General features: G+C 68.5%; 16 protein-coding genes. 6 read left to right on the forward strand and 10 right to left on the reverse strand.

The window, feature by feature from the left end; genetic code table 11:
* Nucleotides 1–20: 20 nt before the first annotated feature.
* Nucleotides 21–659: a TetR/AcrR family transcriptional regulator gene (locus ACFQ4H_RS21250; protein WP_377572923.1), complete on the reverse strand. Its 639-nt coding sequence runs from the start codon at nucleotides 657–659 to the stop codon at nucleotides 21–23.
* Nucleotides 660–786: 127 nt separating this feature from the next.
* Between ACFQ4H_RS21250 and ACFQ4H_RS21255 the strand changes: the two genes are divergently transcribed.
* Nucleotides 787–1,602, forward strand: a complete 816-nt coding sequence (locus tag ACFQ4H_RS21255; RefSeq protein WP_377572924.1) for an SDR family NAD(P)-dependent oxidoreductase — start codon at nucleotides 787–789, stop codon at nucleotides 1,600–1,602.
* A 303-nt stretch (nucleotides 1,603–1,905) separates the two neighbouring features.
* Here ACFQ4H_RS21255 and ACFQ4H_RS21260 read toward each other — a convergent pair whose 3' ends face one another.
* The 8 genes from ACFQ4H_RS21260 to ACFQ4H_RS21295 all read right to left on the reverse strand — a co-directional run bounded on the left by ACFQ4H_RS21260 (nucleotide 1,906) and on the right by ACFQ4H_RS21295 (nucleotide 11,389).
* On the reverse strand, nucleotides 1,906–2,514 hold the full coding sequence (locus tag ACFQ4H_RS21260; RefSeq protein WP_377572925.1) for a class I SAM-dependent methyltransferase: 609 nt from the start codon (nucleotides 2,512–2,514) through the stop codon (nucleotides 1,906–1,908).
* 42 nt (nucleotides 2,515–2,556) lie between these two features.
* Nucleotides 2,557–2,877 (reverse strand): carboxymuconolactone decarboxylase family protein, encoded by a 321-nt coding sequence (locus ACFQ4H_RS21265; RefSeq protein WP_377572926.1) that lies wholly within the window; start codon nucleotides 2,875–2,877, stop codon nucleotides 2,557–2,559.
* 77 nt (nucleotides 2,878–2,954) lie between these two features.
* Entirely contained in the window at nucleotides 2,955–3,716 is a 762-nt protein-coding gene (gene narI / locus ACFQ4H_RS21270; RefSeq protein WP_377572927.1) for a respiratory nitrate reductase subunit gamma, read from the reverse strand.
* Nucleotides 3,713–4,390 (reverse strand): nitrate reductase molybdenum cofactor assembly chaperone, encoded by a 678-nt coding sequence (gene narJ, locus ACFQ4H_RS21275; RefSeq protein ID WP_377572928.1) that lies wholly within the window; start codon nucleotides 4,388–4,390, stop codon nucleotides 3,713–3,715. The genes narI (ACFQ4H_RS21270) and narJ (ACFQ4H_RS21275) overlap by 4 nt, the downstream gene beginning before the upstream one ends.
* Nucleotides 4,387–5,979, reverse strand: a complete 1,593-nt coding sequence (gene narH / locus ACFQ4H_RS21280) for a nitrate reductase subunit beta (protein ID WP_377572929.1) — start codon at nucleotides 5,977–5,979, stop codon at nucleotides 4,387–4,389. Before narH (ACFQ4H_RS21280) ends, narJ (ACFQ4H_RS21275) begins: the two co-directional genes overlap by 4 nt.
* Nucleotides 5,979–9,680 (reverse strand): nitrate reductase subunit alpha, encoded by a 3,702-nt coding sequence (locus ACFQ4H_RS21285; RefSeq protein WP_377572930.1) that lies wholly within the window; start codon nucleotides 9,678–9,680, stop codon nucleotides 5,979–5,981. Before ACFQ4H_RS21285 ends, narH (ACFQ4H_RS21280) begins: the two co-directional genes overlap by 1 nt.
* Before the next feature lie 343 nt (nucleotides 9,681–10,023).
* Entirely contained in the window at nucleotides 10,024–10,308 is a 285-nt protein-coding gene (locus tag ACFQ4H_RS21290) for a hypothetical protein (protein WP_377572931.1), read from the reverse strand.
* Nucleotides 10,309–10,705: 397 nt separating this feature from the next.
* The gene (locus tag ACFQ4H_RS21295) at nucleotides 10,706–11,389 is read right to left on the reverse strand and encodes an MFS transporter (RefSeq protein ID WP_377572932.1); all 684 of its coding nucleotides are present in this window, start codon (nucleotides 11,387–11,389) and stop codon (nucleotides 10,706–10,708) included.
* 484 nt (nucleotides 11,390–11,873) lie between these two features.
* On the opposite strand from ACFQ4H_RS21295, the gene ACFQ4H_RS21300 reads away from it, so the two are divergent.
* The 5 genes from ACFQ4H_RS21300 (at nucleotide 11,874) to ACFQ4H_RS21320 (ending at nucleotide 19,279) form a co-directional block, all read left to right on the forward strand.
* A complete protein-coding gene (locus ACFQ4H_RS21300) occupies nucleotides 11,874–15,506 on the forward strand; it encodes a nitrate reductase subunit alpha (protein ID WP_377572943.1) in 3,633 nt (1,210 codons plus the stop codon).
* A gap of 31 nt (nucleotides 15,507–15,537) precedes the next feature.
* On the forward strand, nucleotides 15,538–17,166 hold the full coding sequence (gene narH / locus ACFQ4H_RS21305; RefSeq protein WP_377572933.1) for a nitrate reductase subunit beta: 1,629 nt from the start codon (nucleotides 15,538–15,540) through the stop codon (nucleotides 17,164–17,166).
* Nucleotides 17,163–17,792, forward strand: a complete 630-nt coding sequence (narJ, locus tag ACFQ4H_RS21310) for a nitrate reductase molybdenum cofactor assembly chaperone (RefSeq protein ID WP_377572934.1) — start codon at nucleotides 17,163–17,165, stop codon at nucleotides 17,790–17,792. Before narH (ACFQ4H_RS21305) ends, narJ (ACFQ4H_RS21310) begins: the two co-directional genes overlap by 4 nt.
* Nucleotides 17,789–18,538: a respiratory nitrate reductase subunit gamma gene (narI, locus tag ACFQ4H_RS21315; protein ID WP_377572935.1), complete on the forward strand. Its 750-nt coding sequence runs from the start codon at nucleotides 17,789–17,791 to the stop codon at nucleotides 18,536–18,538. The genes narJ (ACFQ4H_RS21310) and narI (ACFQ4H_RS21315) overlap by 4 nt, the downstream gene beginning before the upstream one ends.
* Before the next feature lie 336 nt (nucleotides 18,539–18,874).
* The gene (locus ACFQ4H_RS21320; RefSeq protein WP_377572937.1) at nucleotides 18,875–19,279 is read left to right on the forward strand and encodes a protease complex subunit PrcB family protein; all 405 of its coding nucleotides are present in this window, start codon (nucleotides 18,875–18,877) and stop codon (nucleotides 19,277–19,279) included.
* A gap of 377 nt (nucleotides 19,280–19,656) precedes the next feature.
* On the opposite strand, the gene ACFQ4H_RS21325 is transcribed toward ACFQ4H_RS21320, so the two are convergent.
* Nucleotides 19,657–20,220 (reverse strand): hypothetical protein, encoded by a 564-nt coding sequence (locus ACFQ4H_RS21325; RefSeq protein ID WP_377572939.1) that lies wholly within the window; start codon nucleotides 20,218–20,220, stop codon nucleotides 19,657–19,659.
* Between the last annotated feature and the right edge of the window lie 186 nt (nucleotides 20,221–20,406).

Here is a 20,406-nt window from a genome sequence, read left to right on the forward strand (position 1 = left end):
ATGAGCCGTATCTGTCCACCTCATCGTTCCCCTACGCCGCCTGCGGCAGGCGCTGAAGGCGTCGATCGCAGTGCTTCCGGCCCCGGGGGCAGCACGGTCCTCAGAATCCGGCCGAAATCCTCGTCCGTCGGCGGAACGCCCTGCGACTGCTCCCACATGACCACTCCCTGGAAAAGCAGGTAGGCGATGATCTGCACGTCGTGCCGGTCGCTCAGTTCGCCGTGGCCCACCGCGCGATCAAGCGCCCGGCGAAATGGGGCGAGAGTGCGTGCGTTAGCCCTCCGTACCAGGTCGCGCAGCTCCGGGGCACCGGTCGTCGCCGCCGTGATCAATGCACGGCCTTCCGGCTGGGCCGCGTTGTCCCTGATCAGGGTCATCAGCGCGAGCAGGTCACCGTGCAGCGATCCGGTATTCGGATCGGTGTCGTAATGCTCGAGTAGCGGCTCCACCACCGCTTCGAGCAGCGCTGCCTTCGACGGCCAGCGTCGGTAGATCGTCGTACGGTTGACCTGCGCGGCCTTGGCCACCCCCTCGATGGTGAGCCCCGCGAAGCCGACCCGGGTCAGCTCCGTCAGGGTGGCGGCGCGCACACCTTCCACCACCTGGACGCTGCGCGGTCCGCGTTGTACGCCGCGGGTGCGTCGGGTCGGTTCAGTCATCAGGTCCCGACCTTAGCCGATCAGCAGATGGCAACATAGTGTTGCCATCTGCCCGCCTCGCGGCATAACGTCTGATCCATTGCGCCGGGCCGGCCCGTACGAGACACCACCACGAAAGGAAACCGCCATGTCCACCGCTGACGTGTCGAGCAAGTCCCTATCCGAGATCATTTCCCTGACTGGCCGCCGGGCCGTCGTGACCGGTGGCGGACGCGGCCTCGGCAAGGCGATCGCCCTGCGCCTGGCCGAGGCCGGCGCCGACCTGGTGATCGGTGACGTCAAGGAGGAACTCGCGGCCAGCGCCGCCGAGGACATCGCCCAGCGTCACGGCGTACGGACGATCGGCTGCGTGATGGACGTCACCGACACCGCCTCCGTAAGCGCGGTCGCGGACCGCGCTGTCGCCGAGCTGGGCGGCTTGGAGATCTGGGTCAACAACGCCGGCATCTTCCCCAGCGTGCCGCTGCTGGAGATGAGCGACGAGACCTGGGACCGGGTATTCGACGTGAACGCGCGTGGCACCTTCGTCGGTGCCCGCGAGGCGGCGCGCCGAATGGCAGCCGCCGGCGCGGGCGGGGTCATCGTGAACATCATCTCCACGGCCGGCTTCCGCGCGAGCGCGCCCGGGCTCGCCGCGTACGTCGGATCCAAGCACGCCGCCCGGGGACTGACCCGGGAACTGGCCCTGGAGCTCGCCCCGCTGGGCATCCGGGTACTCGGCGTCGCCCCCAGTCATGTTCCGACCGAGGGCAACATCCTGGCCGCGGCAGACGTCGCCCCCTCACCCGACGGTCTTCCCCCGACCCCCCTGATGCTCAATGGTCCGATCGGTCGAACCGGCGTTCCGGACGACATCGCCCGAGTCGCCCTCTTCTGCGCTTCGGATCTGTCGACCTTCATGACGGGCAGCACCCTGGTGGCGGACGGCGGCACCATAGCCTGAACGACCACAACGACCAGCCCGGCCTATGTCGTGGGCCGGGCTGGTTCACGCGACAACCGGTCGGCACCCCGGATCCAGCTCCGTGACCATGTGACCGGCGCTGCCAAAGCTCAGAAGCAGCCCAGCTGGGCCAGGGCGTCGAACACCGGCAGGGCCACCCCGTGCGCTTTCCTGCACCTGGATCGTGACCGGGACGCTCTGCGTCTCCACGCCGTCAGCTCCGGTTGGTAGATCCCAGACGGTAGCGGCGGCAGGGTCATGTCGATCCGGTCGAGCGCGCAGCGACCCTCGGCGCCCCCGCGATCAGGCGGCGGTGAGCAGGGCGACCAGAAAGTCCGAGCCGGGTGTGTAGGGACGCACGTCCCACGTGCTCAACAGGAGGTCCGGCGCCAGGCGCGCGGCCTTCGCGTCGGAGAGGAACTCGTCGTGTCCGTAACCGCGTCCGGTGCCGAATCCGACGGCGATCCGGCCGCCGTCGGCCAGGTGGGCGCGGAAGCGGCAGAGGATCTCCCGCCGGGTGGACGGGGCCACGAAGGTCATCACGTTACCGGCGCAGACGATCATGTCGAAGCCGGCCGGGATGCCGGCCGATGGCAGGTCCAGGTCGCTGAGGTCACCTACCAGCCAGGTCGGCCCGGGGTGAACGGCCCGGGCCTCGGCGATCAGCTCGGGGTCCAGATCGACCCCGACCACCTGGTGCCCGGCCGCCGCGAGGTGCGCGCCCACTCGCCCGGTACCGCAGCCGGCGTCGAGAATCCGCGCACCGCGTGGCACCATCGCGTCGACCAGCCGGGCTTCACCGGCCAGGTCGGCACCGCGCGCGGCCAGGTCCCGGAACCGCTGGATGTACCAGCGCGAGTGGCCAGGATCTTCGGCCGTCTTGCGTAGCCAGAGATTCTCCGTGGCGTTCATCAGATTCCTTCCGTGGAAACCCTGCCTCAGGAGAGGAGGATGTCACACCGCCTCGGTGACTTCCTCGATCCAGCCCAGTGCGGCGACCGCGGTGGGGAACCCGCAGGTGGTGATGGCGGCAAGGGCGACCGCGTGGATTTCGTCGGGCGTGGCTCCGTGCTGCAACGCCTTGCGGACGTTGGATCGCACGGCACCCTGGGCCTCGGCACCGATCGCCATTGCCAGCTTGATCAACCGGTCGGTCTTCTCGTCGAACGGGTTGCGGTCCCGAATCGTGCGTGCCAACGCGCCCTGCGCGTCCGCGACATCCGGGAAGCGTTCCAGGAACTGCCGGTAGATGCCCGGCAGGTAGTCGTTCTCCATCTGGCCTCCTTGAGTAAGCACCCGCATACGTTAGCCAGGGTGCCGTGGCCACCGGTGCTCGAGCGGAACAATCGGTGTCATCGTCCGGATGACACCGGCCGGCGCTCGGCGTCCCGGACCTCGGCGTCGCGGACCGCGGCGGGCGTCGGGGCCGCGGCCGGGGCCGGGCCACGGCGGGACCGGTAGACGACGTACGGGCGCAACAGGTACGCCAGCGGCGCGGACCAGACGTGGACCAGGCGGGTGAAGGGCCACAATGCGAGGAGAACGAACCCGCCGAGAGCATGCAACTGGTAGGCCAGCGGCACGTCGGTCATCAGCTCACTCTGCGGGTGCAGCCAGAAGATGCCGCGGAACCACACCGCGATGGTCGACCGGTAGTCGTAGCCGTCGCCGATCACGTTGGTGGCGACGGTGGCGAACATCCCGAGGCCGACCATGGCGGCCAGCGCCACATAGAGGACCTTGTCCATCGTGGTGGTGGCCCGCCGGACCCGGCGGTTGACGATGCGGCGGGCGATCAGCAGCGCGAGCCCGACGAGGAGCAACGTACCGGCCACCGTGCCGGCAGAGACCGCGACGAGATGGTAGGCGTGCTCGGAGATGCCGACGGCTTCGGTGACGCTGGCCGGCACGAGGAGGCCGAGGGCGTGTCCACCGATGACACCGAGCATGCCGAGGTGGAACATCGGCGAGCCGAGGCGCAGGAGGCGGTTCTCCAGCACCTGGCTGGTGTGGGTGGTCCAGCCGAACTGGTCGTGCCGCCAGCGCCAGACATGCCCGGCGACAAAAACCGCGAGGCAGGCGTACGGGAGCACGACCCAGAGCAGCGTGGTCATCGTGAGGCCTCCGCAAAGGAGCAGGAAGGGTACGGGGCGAGTTGGGTGCCGTGCAGGTCGGGCCCGGCACCGATGCTGTCCAGGCCGACGGTTTCGACCGGTGGCCCGTCGATGGCGAGCGCCGAGATGGCGGCCCGGTCATCGTCGGTGAGTTCGGGCAGCATCGAGCAGACCGCGTCGAGCAGGAGCCGGTACGGTGTGCCGGACTCGGTCAGCGCGACGCGCAGCAGTTCGATGCCCTGCCGGTGCTGGCGCAGCGGGGCCTCGCCGTCGCCGGGTCCGACCATGGCGGCGAACTCCAGGACGACCGGCAGCAGGTCGGGTAGTTCGCCGTCGGCGAGCCGCAGTCCGTGTGCGCGGTACCGCTGTTTGAGCACGAGCAGCGCCATGCCTCGCTTACGCGTGTCGCCGTGCAGGTAGTAGGTGAGGTAAAGGCCGCTGCGGCGGCGCAGGTCGAAGGTCTTCACGTACTCCCGCTGGACGTCGATCAGCGGAGCGGCCAGCAGCCAGTCGAGGAACTCGCCGATCTGGGTGCGTACCGTCGGGTTTTCGAGGCCGGCGGCGGCCACGCGCAGTTCCTGCCCCGCGTCCAGCAGCTCCGCGTCGGGGTAGGTGAGCAGCAGCGAGATCAGGTTGAAGCTCCGGGCCCGGTCGGCCGGGGATGTGGTGTTCATGATTGGCCTCGCAGCGGATTGAGGGTGAGCCCGCGCCGGCCGTCGGTACGCCGGAACAGGCCGGAACCCGCGCCGTTGCCCTCGGTGAGGTGGAACTTCTCGCTCATCCCCGGGCCGCCCTCGCAGTCCAGCGCGCAGTCGCCGTGTGCGGCGGCCTGCGCCTCCAGGGCCGCGGCGTCCCGGGCGTGGGCGGCCGGGATCACGTACCGCTCGTCGTACTTGGCGATCGCCAGCAGGCGGTACATCTCCTCGACCTGGTCGGCGGTCATACCGATGCCGTCCAGCAACTCCTGCGCGACGGTGCCGTCGAGGGTGCGGGCCCGCATGTAGGAGCGCATCGCGGCGAGCTTCATCAGCACACCGGCGGCCACCTCGGCGTCGCCTGCGGTGAAGAGTTCGGCCAGGTACTCGACCGGGATACGCAGCTCCCGGATGGTGTGGAAGACATCGTCGGCGTCAGCGTCGTCCCGGCCCGCCTGACCGACGGCGTCCAGCACCGGCGACAGCGGTGGCACGTACCAGACCATCGGCAGGGTGCGGTACTCCGGGTGCAGCGGCAGCGCGATGCGGTACTCGGCGATCAGCTTCCAGATCGGGGAGCGCTTCGCCGCCTCGATCCACTCGTCCGGCATGCCAGCGTCCCGGGCGGCGCGCTCCACGGCCGGGTCGTGCGGGTCGAGGAAGACCGCCCGCTGGGCGTCCAGCAGGTCGTGCTCGTCCTCGACGGAGGCGGCGGCAAGCACCGCGTCCTCGTCGTAGAGGACGATGCCCAGGTACCGCAGGCGGCCGACGCAGGTCTCCGAGCAGATGGTCGGCTGCCCCGCCTCGATGCGCGGGAAGCAGAAGGTGCACTTCTCCGCCTTGCCGGTGGCGTGATTGACGTAGACCTTCTTGTACGGGCAGGCCGACACGCACATCCGCCACCCACGGCAGCGGTCCTGGTCGACCAGGACGATGCCGTCCTCCTCGCGCTTGTACATGGCCCCGGAGGGGCAGGCGGAGACGCAGGCGGGGTTGAGGCAGTGCTCGCAGATGCGCGGCAGGTGGAACATGAAGGTCTTCTCGAACTCGAACCTGACCTTCGCGGCGGCCTCGGCGGGCATCTTCGCCAGGTTCGGGTCGCCGTCGGCGCGCTCGTGCGCCCCGCCGAGCGAGTCCTCCCAGTTGGCGCCCCAGGTGACCGCCATCGGCTCACCGGTCAGCGCCGAGTACGGCCGCTTCACCGGGGTGTCCGTCAGACCTGCGGGGGCGTTGACCAGGATGTCCTTGTCGAAGGTGGCCGGCTCGTAGTAGTCGTCGATCGTCGGCAGATCCGGGTTGGCGAAGATGCGGCTGAGGCGTTTGGCCCGACCGCCGGAGCGCAGCACCAGGCGGCCCTTCCCGTCCAGCTGCCAGCCGCCCCGCCAGCGTTCCTGGTCCTCGTAGTGCTTCGGGTAGCCGATGCCCGGCTTCGTCTCGACGTTGTTGAACCAGACGTACTCGGTGCCCTCCCGGTTGGTCCAGGTCTGCTTGCACGTCACCGAGCAGGTGTGGCACCCGATGCACTTGTCCAGGTTCATCACCATTGCTACCTGGGCACGGATTTTCATCAGTACTCCACCTCCTGCGTGCGACGGCGGATCACGGTGATCTCGTCGCGCTGGCTGCCGATCGGGCCGTAGTAGTTGAAGGCGTAGGTGAACTGGGCGTGTCCACCCGCCAGGTGGGTGGGCTTGACCAGCAGCCGGGTCATCGAGTTGTGGTAGCCGCCGCGCCGGCCGCTCTTCTCCGCCTTGGGCACGTTGACCGTGCGTTCCGGCGAGTGGTACTGGAACACCGTGCCCTCGGGCATCCGGTGGCTGACCACAGCCCGGGCCACCACGACACCGTTGCGGTTGTGCGCCTCGATCCAGTCGTTGTCGCGTACGCCGATCTTGTCGGCGTCCTCGACGCTCATCCAGATCACCGGCCCGCCCCGCGACAGCGCCAGCATCAACTCGTTGTCGTGGTACATCGAGTGGATGGACCACTTGGCGTGCGGGGTGAGGAAGCGGACGGTCAGTCCGCCGTCAACCATCTCCCCCGGCTTACCGAAGTTGCGCGCCACGTTCAGCGGCGGCCGGAAGGCCGGCAGTTGCTCGCCCAACTCCGCCACCCAGTCGTGTTCGAGGAAGAAGTGCTGACGACCGGTGATCGTGTGCCAGGGCTTGAGCCGCTCGACGTTGAGGGTGAACGGCGAGTAGCGGCGACCGCCCTTCTCCGAGCCCGACCATTCCGGGCTGGTGAAGACCGGCTGCGGTGCCCGCTGCGTGTCCGGATACGTGATCCGGTCGTTCTCGTGTCCGGCGATCAGGTCGGCGAACGCCTGGCCGGTCTGCTTCTCCAGCACCTCGAAGCCGGCCGCCGCCACGCGGCCGTTGGTGGTGCCGGAGAGCGCCAGGATCGCCTCGCACATCCGGTCTGCGGTGGCCAGCGACGGCCGACCGGCGCAGGGCCCGTCGGTGAGGACGCCGTTCTGGTGCCGCAGGTACTCCAGCTCGGCGGTGACGTCGACGGTCAGCGCCTTGGTGGTGGTGCCCAGCTTGTCCAGCAGCGGACCGACCGCGCGCATCCTCGCCCCGAGCTGCGTGTAGTCCCGCTCGATCTCGACGAGCTTCGGCATGGTGGAGCCGGGCACCGGCTCGCACTCGCCCGCCTTCCAGTCCCGCACCCGGCCGCTCGGCGTGGCCAACTCGTCCGGGGTGTCGTGCTGCAGCGGCGCGGCCAGCACGTCGCGGCGCACCCCCAGGTGGGTCACGGCCAGCTCGCTGACCTTGTCGGCCAGGGCGAGGAAAATGTCGTAGTCGGTGTGGGCGTCAGCGGGCGGCTCGACCGCCGGGCTGAACGCGTGCACGAACGGGTGCATGTCCGTGGTGGAGATGTCGTGCTTCTCGTACCAGGTGGCAGCGGGCAGCACCACGTCGGAGTGCAGACCGGTGTTGGTCATCCGGAAGTCGATCGCGGTGAGCAGATCGAGCTTGCCCGTCGGTGCCTCCTCCCGCCAGGCCACGTCGCGGGGACGGTGGTCCGGCTCACACTCGGTCGCGCTGGCCAACCAGTCCACGCCCAACAGGTGCCGCATGAAGTACTCGTTGCCCTTGCCGGAGGAGCCAAGCAGGTTGGCCCGCCACAGGGTCAGGCAGCGCGGGAAGTTCGCCGGGTCGTCCGGGTCCTCGGCCACACCCCGCAGCCGGCCGGCCTTCAGCTCGGCGACGATGTGCTGCTGCACGCTCACCCCGGCCGCCGCCGCCTCGTCGGTCAGGTCGAGCGGGTTGCGGTTGAACGCGGGGTGGCCGGGACTCCAGCCCATCCGCTGCGCGGCGGCGATCGTGTCGGCGAAGGTCATGCCGGCCAGTCGGCCGGTGCCCAGCGGCGAGGCGAGTTCGTCGGCCGGGACCGGCTCGTACCGCCACTGGTCCGTGTGCAGGTACCAGAACGGGGTGCTGGCCTGGTGCCGCACCGGCCGGTGCCAGTCGAGGGCGAACGACATGTGCTGCTGGCCGGTGATCGGCCGAGCCTTCTCCTGTCCGACGTAGTGCGCCCAGCCGCCGCCGTTGACGCCCTGGCAGCCGGTCAGGGTGACCAGCGAGATGAAGGCGCGGTAGGTCATGTCGGAGTGGAACCACTGGTTCGCGCCGGCGCCCAGGACGATCAGCGAGCGACCCTCGCTGCGCTCGGCGTTGCGGGCGAACTCCCGGCCGATCCGGGCGGCCAGCGCGGCCGGTACGCCGGTGATGCGCTCCTGCCAGGCCGGGGTGTTCGGGGCGTCCGCGTCGTCGTACCCGGTGGGCCAGTCGCCCGGCAGGTCGCCGCAGCGCACGCCGTACTGTGCCATGACCAGGTCGTAGACCGAGGTGACCAGGTGCTCGCCGACGCGCCTGACCGGCACGCCGCGACGCATGGTGGCTCCGCCCTCCGTCTCGCCGACGTCGAAGCGGGCCAGGTCGACCTCCACCGCTTCGTCGCTGTGACCGAGCAGCCCCAGCGCCGGGACCACGTCACCGAGGTCGAGGTTCCAGCGGCCCGCGTTGGCCTCGCCGTAGCGGAAGCCGAGCGACCCGTTGGGCACGACCAGTTCCCCGGTGCGCTCGTCGACCAGCACGGTCTTGTGCGTGCCGTTCTCCTCGCCCAGGTCGGCGGCGGTCAGGAAGCGGTCCGCGGCCCAGGCACCGGTCTCGGTCTTGCGCAGGGTGACCAGGAAGGGCAGGTCGGTGTACCGGCGGACGTAGTTGACGAAGTACGGCACCTGCCGGTCCCGGAAGAACTCGGCCAGCACGACGTGCCCCATCGCCATCGCCAGCGCGGCGTCGGTACCCGGGTGCGGTGCCAGCCAGTCGTCGGCGAACTTGACGTTGTCGGCGTAGTCCGGGCTCACCGCGACGACCTTCGTGCCCTTGTACCGGGCCTCCGCCAGGAAGTGTGCGTCCGGCGTACGCGTCACCGGGATGTTGGAGCCCCACATCATCAGGTACGTGGCGTTCCACCAGTCGCCGGCCTCGGGCACGTCGGTCTGGTCACCCCAGATCTGCGGCGAGGCGATGGGCAGGTCGGCGTACCAGTCGTAGAAGCTCAGCAGGGTGCCGCCGAGCAGGGCGTGGTAGCGGGTCCCGGCGGCGAAGGACGCCATCGACATCGCCGGGATCGGCGAGAAGCCCACGACCCGGTCCGGGCCGTACTTCTTCGTGGTGTAGACGTGGGCGGCGGCGACCATGGTGGTCACCTCGTCCCAGGTGGCGCGTACGAAGCCGCCGCGGCCCCGCTGGGTCTTGTAGGAGCGCGCCTTGAGCGGCGTCTCCACGATGTCGGCCCAGGCCAGCACCGGGTCACCCAGGCGCCGGAGCCCGTCGCGGAACATCTCGGCCAGCACACCCCGCACGTACGGGTGCCGTACCCGGGAGGGCGAGTACTCGTACCAGGAGAACGAGGCACCGCGCGGGCAGCCACGCGGCTCGTAGTCCGGCGAATCCGGCCCGGTCGTCGGATAGTCGGTCGCCTGGTGCTCCCAGGTGATCAACCCGTCCTTCACGAAGACGTTCCACGAGCAGGAACCGGTGCAGTTGACCCCGTGGGTCGACCGGACCACCCGGTCGTAACGCCAGCGGTCCCGGTAGAACGCGTCCCAGGCGTTGCTGTCCATCTGGTGCAGGGTGCGCCCGTGGTCGCCGACGGTCTCCCGGGTCAGGAAACGCCGGGCGGCCAGCAGCGGTGCCACGCCGGGAACCTGATCCGTTGCGGGCGTCCGGGCTGCGTCCGACGGGCGGTGTGCTGACACGGCGGTCTCCTACGTGGCGATGGCAACGACCGGTTGGGTCGTCGGTGCCCAATTGCGTGGCACTCCCCCATCGTCCTCACGTGGATTGGTCGTTTTCAGGTGTCCTTGGCCCCCTATCCCGTGGGACCAAGGCCCTGATTCGGATCAACAGAAACTATCGGGCCGAGGCGGATCGGCGCCCTGACCTGCCCTGACCTTGGCGCGGTCGGTCGGACTGTGACGTCGTACGCACTCCTGGTCCTGACGCCACGTTCGTCGCCCTGGAAGTCGGGTGGACCGCCCACCCGGATCCGGTGCTTCTGATGTCAGCAGGAACGATCCGCTCGTTGAGCAGGTGCTCCAGCTACTGGACCCTGAGGGTGCCGAGAACCTCGTCCGTCCTGGTCACGACCTTCTTGATCGCTGAGATCAGAACGCCGGTACAGCCTCGATCCCGCCCGGTCCGGATGCACCAGGCGATCGACGCCGAGCGGGCGCAAGAATGATCATTGTGCTGTTGCGACTGGCCTACCGCGGTGTGACCGACACGCTCGCGCTCCTGCGGCTGCTGCCGATGAGAGATCGAGACGAAGGCCCCGAAATCCTCGCGCTGTGCCACCAGATCACCGTCCTGCAGCGGCAACCGCACAGCGAGAAGGTCCCGTTCACGCAGGCCGACCGAACGTGGCTGGCTGCCCCGCTACGCCGGCCGCCGAAAGGACGTCCTGCACAACCTACGGCTGCCGGTCCACCCAGAGACCGTGCCCTGTTGGCACCATAACCCGGTCGCCCACCGGCACACCAGAACTTCCCGACGCCGGCGGGCCAGGTGTGGCACCTACCGTACGGTCAATCCGCCGGTAGGTGCCACGCCTGGCCCGCGAGAACACCACGTGGGGATACCACTAGAAGTGCCGAACAACTCGTCAACGAGAGTGCGCACGTGAGCCGGACCAGGCATCGCCATGCCCAGATGTCAAAGGCGCAACCCCCGGGCCGGTGGACAGAAGCGCCGTCCCAGGTTGTTCAGATCAAGTGACGGATTGTCAGCGCGCTGGGCCGCCGAGCTGGGTTTCGCCGGGAAGCAGCGTTGTCATGGCAGGGGAAGCCGGCGGGCTCGGCCGGGACGCACGACCGACCAACATGGCGATTCCGCTCGCTATTGTGCCGATCAGCGCGACCGCGGCCACCGGCACGCCGAGCAGGAACGCCGGCCGCCAACTCGCGGCCTGCGCTATCACGCCGCTCACGACGGGTCCGAGCAGGAGAGCGACGCCGAGCGCGAGGCCGAGTACCAGTCGGGCCCGGGAACACCAGCGGCCCAGCTGACTGGAGAGGGCCAGGGCGACGCCGACCACGATTCCGGCACCCAGCCCGTCGACCACCCGTCCAACGCCCATCAGCCCCGCCCCCGGCGCGAAGGCGCTCAGCACGCTCCCGAGGAGCAGGAGCACCAGCGCCGGCACTCCGGTTGCGGTGGGCCACCGCCGGCCGAGCAGGTAGCCGGGCACGACCAGGGCCGCCGTCGCCACCACGTACGGTACGACCACGGTCACTGTCATGGCAGTGGTGGACAGTCCGAGATCGCGCGTGATCGCGCTGCCCAGCGGTCCGATCGGCGCGGTGAGCAGTCCTGCGGCGACCATTGCACCAAGCGCTGGGCCGGCAAGCGACCAGAGCGGGCGAACCACCGGCGGTCGATCCGGTTGGGGGTATCCGGGTGGGTTCATCCGGCGAGTGTATGCACCGGCAAGGGAAATCCGATTCTCCGCCCCGCCGCGACGATGGGCGACCTCGAATCCGCCGAGCTTTCAGGCCAAGTCCCGCCGCCGTCAACAACGGTGATCCTCGGTGATGCCCCATGGTCGGGTCCGCAGTGCAACTCCACCGACCGCAGCGGTCATGGCGTCGATGATCGGGCTGGTGGTGGTCGCCGTTGAACACCTCTCGGGCGAGGTGGTCCCCTCCCCCTGGCTGGACCGGCTGGGCTGGAACACCCGGGTGATCAGTCGCGACTTGGCCGGACCGATATTCCTTGGACACCCGATTTCGGACGTTATGCCAGATATTGTCAGCGCATTGCCACAGGGGCCGTTCAGGGTGGGTGTTCACGTGGATCGACCAACGCCAGCAGAGCTGGGCGCCCGAGAAGACCCGCGCCCACCACGGCTGTTAGCACCACTGCTGCCCATCGGCGAGCCGGTGGAGTCACTGCTGCGGGGGGCACAGTTCTTCTCGCCGGGCGAGTCGTCCCCCGACTACCGCGAGGTACACCGCGTCGGTGGTCGGGCGGCGGAGCAGTTCTCGCGGCAGCGGTGGCACCACGACAAGGTGGTGCGGTCCACCCATGGAGTGAACTGCACGGGATCGTGCTCGTGGAAGGTCTTCGTCAAGGACGGGATCATCACCTGGGAGACGCAGCAGACGGACTATCCGTCGCCGGGGCCGGACCTGCCGGAGCACGAGCCCCGAGGCTGCCCACGGGGTGCGTCATTCTCGTGGTACACGTACTCACCGTCGCGGGTGCGCTATCCCTATGTCCGGGGGCCGCTGCTGGAGCTCTGGCGGGAGGCGCGGGGACGGCTGGATCCGGTGGCCGCGTGGGCGGAGATCACCGGCGATCCCGAACGCGCCGCCCGGTACAAGGACGCCCGGGGCAAGGGCGGCTTCGTGCGGTCCACCTGGCCGGAGGTCACCGAACTCATCGCCGCGGCACATGTGCACACGATCAAGGAGTACGGGCCGGACCGGGTGGTGGGCTTCTCCCCGATTCCAGCAATGTCGATGGTCTCCTACGCCGCGGGCAGCCGGTTCCTGTCGCTGATCGGCGGAGTGATCCTGAGCTTCTACGACTGGTACGCCGACATGCCGATCGCCTCACCGCAGGTGTTCGGTGACCAGACCGACGTGCCGGAGTCCGCAGACTGGTGGAACTCCTCCTACATGATCATCTGGGGGACGAACCTGCCGATCACCCGTACCCCTGACGCGCATTTCATGACCGAGGCCCGCTACCGGGGACAAAAGGTGGTGGTGGTCTCGCCGGACTACTCCGACCACACGAAGTTCGCCGACGACTGGTTAGCGGCCAAACCCGGCACCGACGGGGCATTGGCGATGGCGATGGGTCACGTGATCCTCACCGAGTTCTTCCGCGACCGGCAGGTGCCCTACTTCACGGAGTACGTCAAGACCTACACCGATCTGCCGTTCCTGGTGACCCTGCGGCAGCACGGTGACGGCTATGTGCCGGACAAGTTCCTCACCGCGGCGGACCTCGGTCGCGACGGGGAAGGCGTCGCGCACAAGACGGTGCTGTTGAACGCCGAGACGGGCGAGCCGTTCGTGCCGAACGGCTCGCTGGGGTTCCGGTACACCGAGTCGGGGATGGGGCGCTGGAACCTGGACCTGGCGGGGGTCGACCCGGTGCTGACCCTGTACGGCCGACACAGCGAGGCGGTGGCGGTGGAGCTGTCCCGCTTCGATGTCGGACCGACCGAGGGCGGGTCGACGATCCACCGGGGGGTGCCCGCCGTGCGGGTCGGCGGCCGGTTGGTGACCACGGTGTTCGACCTGCTGATGGCGCAGTACGCGGTGCAACGCGACGGGCTGCCGGGGCAGTGGCCCGCCGGTTACGACGACCCGCAGCCGTACACACCGGCCTGGCAGGAGACGATCAGCTCGGTGCCGGCCGCCGCAGCGGTACGGGTGGCCCGCGAGTTCGCCCGTAACGCCGAACTGTCCCGCGGCCGGTCGATGATCTGCATGGGGGCGGGCACCAACCACTGGTACCACTCCGACCAGATCTACCGCGCATTCTTCACCCTGACCCTGCTCTGCGGCTGCCAGGGGGTCAACGGCGGTGGCTGGGCACACTACGTGGGGCAGGAGAAGGTCCGCCCGGTGACCGGCTGGTCGACGCTGGCGTTCGCGCTGGACTGGCAGCGACCTCCCCGGCAGATGACCGGCACGTCGTTCTGGTACGTGCACACCGACCAGTGGCGCTACGAGCACTTCGGCCCCGGCGAGCTGAGCAGCCCGTTGGGCCGGGGCCTGTTCGCCGGCCGGACCTTCATCGACTGTCTTTCACAGGCCTCGCGGCTGGGCTGGGCCCCCTCGCAACCGGCGTTCGACCGCAACTCGCTGGACCTGGCCGACGAGGCCGCCCGCGCCGGCCAGCCGGTGCCGGAGTACGTGGTGCAGGAACTACAGGCCGGCAGACTGCGGTTCGCGGTCGAGGATCCGGACGACCCGCGCAACTTTCCACGGGTACTCACGGTGTGGCGGGCCAACCTGCTCGGCTCCTCCGGCAAGGGCATGGAGTACTTCATGCGCCACCTGCTCGGCACGGAGCATGCGGTGAGCGCCGAGGAGTCGCCGGAGCACCTGCGCCCGGTGGAGGTGACCTGGCGCGAGCAGGCGCCGCAGGCCAAGCTCGACCTGCTCACCACCATCGACTTCCGGATGACCAGCACCTGTACGTTCTCCGACGTGGTCCTACCGGCCGCCACCTGGTACGAGAAGCACGACATCTCCACCACCGACATGCACCCGTTCGTGAACTCGTTCAACCCGGCGATCGCCCCACCATGGGAAAGCCGCACCGACTTCGACGCGTTCCGGCTCATCGCCGAGGATTTCTCCCGGCTGGCCGAGAGCCATCTGGGCAAGCGCAGCGACGTGGTCGCCACTCCGCTCCTGCACGACACCCCGGACGAAATGGCCCAACCGGGCGGCCGGGTGCGGGACTGGAAGACCGGCGAGGAGCAGCCCGTACCTGCGGTGAACATGCCCCGGCTGACCGTCGTCGAGCGGGACTATCCGATGGTGGCGCAGAAGATGGCCGCGCTCGGCCCGCTGGTCGACACCCTCGGCACCGCTGCCAAGGGCATTGGCTGGGTGCCCACCGAATCGGTCGACTACCTGCGCCGGGCCAACGGGGTCGTACGCGGCGGCCCGGCCGACGGCCGCCCCACGCTGGAACGCGACATACAGGTGGCCGAGGCGATCCTGGCCCTGTCGGGTACCACCAACGGGCAGTTGGCCGTGCGGGGGTGGCAGGAGTTGGAGCGGCGTACCGGAGTGCGCCTGGCCGACCTGGCCGAGGAACGATCCAGCGAGCGGATCACGTTCTACGACACCCAGGTACGGCCGCAGGCGGTGATCACATCGCCGGAATGGTCCGGCAGCGAGACGGCGGGACGGCGCTACTCGCCGTTCGTGGTCAACGTCGAGCGCAAGAAGCCATGGCACACCCTCACCGGCCGAATGCACTTCTTCCTCGACCATGACTGGATGGCCGAGTACGGCGAGATGTTGCCGACCTATCGCCCGCCGCTGAACTACGCCCGGCACTTCGGCGCACAGGGCCTGCAGGAGGAGGGTCGCCCAGAGTTGACCCTGCGCTACCTGACGCCACACTCGAAATGGTCCATCCACTCCGAATTCCAGGACAACCTGCACATGCTGCGGCTGTTCCGGGGCGGACCGGTGATCTGGATGAGCCCGGTGGACGCGGCAAAGATCGGCGTTGCCGACAACGACTGGATCGAGGCGTACAACCGGAACGGGGTGGTCGCCTGCCGGGCGGTGGTCAGCCACCGGATGCCTGAGGGCACCGTCTTCATGTACCACGCCAAGGATCGACATCTGCTGACGCCCCGGTCGGAGATCTCCGGTTGGCACGGCGGCTCGGACAACTCGCTCACCCGGCTGATCATCAAGCCGACGCACGCGATCGGTGGCTACGGGCAGTTCTCGTTCGCGTTCAACTACTACGGGACCACGGGCGGCCAGCGTGACGAGATCACCGTCGTCCGACGCCGCTCGCAGGAGGTGGAGTACTGATGGTGCCGAGCGAGGCGGACGGGACCCGGCGATGAGGATCATGGCGCACGTGGCGATGGTGATGAACCTCGACAAGTGCATCGGCTGCCACACCTGCTCGGTGACCTGCAAGCAGACCTGGACCAACCGTCCGGGCATGGAATACGTCTACTACAACAACGTCGAGACCAAGCCGGGCCTGGGCTATCCGAGGCGCTACGAGGATCAGGAACAGTGGAAGGGTGGCTGGTCGCTGGACCGCAAGGGCCGGCTGCGACTGAAGGCGGGCGGCCGGCTGCGGAAGCTGCTGTCCATCTTCTACAACCCGGACCTGCCCCCGATCGACGACTTCGGTGACCCGTGGACCTACAACTACCAGACGCTGGTCGAGGCTCCGCTGGGCAAGTTCAACCCCAGCGTCCACGCCATCTCGGCGTTGACGGGCCGGGACATGCGCCTACGGTGGGGCAGCAACTGGGACGATGATCTTGCTGGCTCGCTCGAGCTCGCGCGAGACGACCCGAACCTGGCCGGACTGCAGGATCGGGTCAAGATGGAGTTCGAGCAGGTGTTCATGTTCTACCTGCCGCGCATCTGCGAGCACTGCCTCAACCCCTCCTGCGTGGCATCCTGCCCGTCCGGGGCAATGTACAAGCGAGCCGAGGACGGCATCGTCCTGGTGGACCAGGATCGCTGCCGAGGCTGGCGGTTCTGCGTGTCCGGCTGCCCGTACAAGAAGGTGTACTTCAACCACCGAACCGGCAAGGCGGAGAAGTGCACGTTCTGCTACCCCCGCACCGAAATCGGGCTGCCCACCATCTGCTCGGAGACGTGTGTCGGTCGACTGCGCTACCTCGGGCTGTTCCTCTACGACGCCGACGCGGTGCTGCCGGCCGCCGCCGTACCCGACCCACAGCAGCTCTACCAGGCACAACTGTCGGTGTTCCTCGACCCTGAGGACCCGCAGGTGCAGGCGGAGGCAGCCCGGCAGGGCATCGCGGCCGACTGGATCGAGGCGGCCCGTCGCTCCCCGGTCTACGCCCTGGCGGTACGCCACCGCGTGGCACTTCCGCTGCACCCGGAGTACCGCACCCTGCCGATGGTCTGGTACATCCCACCGCTGTCGCCGGTCGCCGACGTCGTACACGCGGCCGGCTACGACCCGGCCGACCCTGACAACGTCTTCGCCACCATCGACGCCCTGCGTATCCCGATCGACTACCTGGCCAACCTGTTCACCGCCGGGGACCCCGACGTGGTACGGACGGTGCTGCGCAAACTCGCCGCGATCCGCGCCTACATGCGGGCCAAACAGCTGGACCTGCCGGTCGACCCGAACTTGCCCGGTTCGGTCGGGGCGACCCCCGCCGATCTGGAGGACCTGTACCGGCTGTTGGCCATCGCCAAGTACAACGAGCGCTACGTGATCCCTGCGGCGCACGTCGAGGACGCCGGTCGGCTCGCCGCCCAGCACGAGCAACTGTTCTGCCCCCTCGACAGCGAGGGTGGCCCGGGCATGGGCGGGCAGGGTCCCCCCACGGTGGAGGGCTTCCACCCTGGTATCGAGTCGCACGACAGGGGCACCTTTCGCGGCCGAGACGGCCGGACACACTTCAACCTGCTCGGCTGGAACGGCAAGGGCAGCGCGCCGGGTCTGTTCCCACCGGAGAGTCAAGGATGACCGCGCCCACGACCCCGGTGAATCCGTACAAGCTGGCCTCGGTGCTGCTGCAGTATCCGACGGTGGCGCTGTTCGACGGCCTCGACCGCCTCGATTCGGCCGTGCGCGGCTGCCCCAAGGGCAGCCGGCGGCCCTTCGACCGATTCCTGTCCTGGCTGCGGGCGAGCCCTCCGACCGCAGTGGCACAGCACTACGTGGAGACCTTCGACCTGCGCCGTCGCTGCGCGCTCTACCTGACCTACTACCGTTACGGCGACACCCGCAAACGGGGAATGGCGCTGCTGTCGTTCAAGGCCGCCTACCGGGCCGCTGGTTTCGACCCCTGCGACACGGACCTGCCCGACTATCTTCCGCTGGTTCTCGACTTCGCCGCGCTCACCCCACGGGGGGAGGCGCTGCTGCGGGCGCACCGCGCCGACCTGGAACTGGTGCGCCGCGCGTTGCAGCAGGCAGGAACGCCGTACGTCGATGTGGTCAACGCGGTCTGCGCACGGCTTGGCCGACCCGGTCCCGGCGACCTCGCCCGGGTCGCACAGGCCTGGGGCCAGGGACCACCCCGCGAAGAGGTCGGTCTGGAGCCCTTCGCACCACCGGAGTATCTGACTGGAGAGGCGGTACGACCGTGACCGAGGTGAGTGCCGGGGATCTCTTCTGGTGGGTGGTGCTGCCCTACATCGCGCTGGCCGTGTTCGTCGTCGGACACATCTGGCGCTGGCGCTACGACCAGTTCGGCTGGACCAGCCGCTCCAGCGAACTACAGGAGCGCCGCCTGCTCAAGTGGGGTGGACCGCTGTTTCACTACGCGACCTTCGCCGCGATCATCGGTCACATCATCGGCATCCTCGTCCCGGTTTCGGCCACCCACGCCATGGGCATCTCCGAAGCTGTCTACCACGAGTTCGCCTCGATTTCCGGCTTCATCGCCGCTGTCCTGGTCATCGGTGGCGTGGTCATACTGGCTGGCCGCCGACTGCTGGTGGCGCGGGTGCGGGCGACCACCGACGCGGTCGACTACCTGGCCCTGATCCTGCTACTGCTCGTCATCCTCACCGGCATCGTGCCCACCCTGTTCAGCCTGCTCAGCCAGGGATACGACTACCGCACCACCGTCGCGCCGTGGTTCCGCAGCCTGTTCCTCTTCCAGCCGGACGTGCGCGCGATCACCGAGGCACCGCTGATCTACCAGATCCACGCGGTATCGGCGTGGCTGATCTTCATCGTCTGGCCGTTCAGCCGGCTGGTGCACGCCTGGAGCATCCCGCTCTTCTACCTGTGGCGGCCCTTCATCGTCTACCGCAGCCGCCGTCCACTTCCGCCCGCCGAGCCCGGTACGTCCGGGCGGCGGTGGCGAAAGATCGGCACACCGTACTGAATCTGATCTCCAACCTGTGGTGTCTCGGCGATCGGTACGCCTGACCGTCGTCTTGCCGATGGGTGCTGGGACCTCGCAGGTTGTTCACCTTCGACGAGTTCGGTCCGCTGATGATCCAGCCGCAGGCCGGCGCCGGGTGGGCACCGGCCGGGCATCCCGATCGACTACCCGCGAACCATCGCCAGCGGCACGTTGTCCGGCAGTTCCACGGCTGCTTCAGCGTCGGTGACAACCAGCTCTCGTCCGCTGTGATCGGCCAGGAGTACCCAATCAGCGAGGGTTCTACGGCACCAAAGCGGACCTGCGCCGAGCGGCACAACTGCTACCGTTCGGACAGTGCCCAACGAGCCGTGCGAACCAGTGCCGTTCCGTACCCTCTTGCACACCTTCCGGTGCGCCGGACAGCAGCGGCGGCACCCCAGCGGACTTCTCGCCGTGGACAGCGAGGACGAATGGACTGCCCTCTGGGATCAACCGTCAGCTGTTCAGGCAGAGGTCCACTGGGGACAGGAAGTCGTCCTGGTTGCGGCGTTGGGAGAGTGCCCGTCGAGCGGTTTCGAGGTGGCCATCCACCGCGTCGACCTGTGCGGCACGGAGCTGCGAGTGCACGTACGGGAATGCCAGCCCGGCGCTGCGGTGCTCGACATCGTGACCTGTCCAGCACACGCGGTCGTGATCCCGCATCTCAAGGCCGTCGAATCCATGGCGCTGATCCGGCACGTCGTCACCTCGGAGGATTAGCCGAGTGCTGGCCCGCGACTTCCTGCATGTCGACTGCGCGGTCACGCTCAGGCGCGTGTACGTGTTTTTCATGAGGTCGTAGTCCGCCTCCGCCCCCAGTTCGTCCGGTACGTCGATCGAGGTCGGCACCCGCTGCGTCCACGTACTCGGCGTCACCACCAACCCCGCCGGGGCCTGGACCGCACAGGCAGCCCGCAACCTCCTGATGGACCTCGGCGAGCACGCGGACCAGTTCCGGTTCCTCATCCGCGACCGCGCCAGCCCGTTCACCAACATCCTTGACGCGGTCTTCACCGCCGCCGGCATCGAAGCAATCAAGACTCCGCCGCAGTGCCCGCAGGCCAACGCGTACGCCGAGCCAAGTCATTTGCCCCACTTTACCCAGTCCGTAGCCCGGCGTGGTCCAGACGAAACCGGGCAGCAAGGTCATCGGCAAGGTCGAGAGCGTCACGCGAGCCGTCGACGGTCACCACCGGCAGGTGCAGTTCGAAGGCCTCACGCCGCACTTCGGCGTCCCACAGTTCATCGCGAGCCAGTCGCAGAGCGAACGCCTCGCCGTGATCGCCGTCTCCCCAGTTCATTCGGGCTCTCGGGCCGTCGGCGAACCGAGCCCGCAACGCCCGATCCCTGAACTGGCGCGTCGGCAGGAGGAAGGCTGCCTGCTCTGGCCACGTCAGCAGCGGAGCAACCTCGCGGGGCAGGGTTCGGAAGTCATCAACGAGGACCGGACGCTCCGTTGGCATCGCCAGCAGGTCATCGACAACAAATCCGAACGTTTCCCCGTGCAGGCTCGGCATCGACTCAAAGATCTCCTGTGCACCGCGGCCATTCCATCTCTGTGCCAGTGGAGCTTCCAGCAACGCCCACAGATGCGGCTGCTTCTGCGCGGTGCACCGGCTGGCGTAGTCGCGCTCCGCGCGGTCCCCGTCGTAGATCAGCACGTCGTAGCGCTCCGCCAGGACCTGGGCGAGGGTGCTCTTGCCGGCACCGGTGCCCCCCGCGAGCCAACGAACATGCGAAAGACGGCGAACTAGTGTCTCGTGATCCCGATGTCTTTACTTGAGATGTGTTGTGGTTGGCTGTGTCGGTGGAGATGTCGTCGGATGAGCGGGCCGAGCTTCGGGCGT

Source organism: Micromonospora sonneratiae, from assembly GCF_042679305.1.
In the GTDB taxonomy this organism is placed as follows: Bacteria; Actinomycetota; Actinomycetes; order Mycobacteriales; family Micromonosporaceae; genus Micromonospora_H; species Micromonospora_H sonneratiae.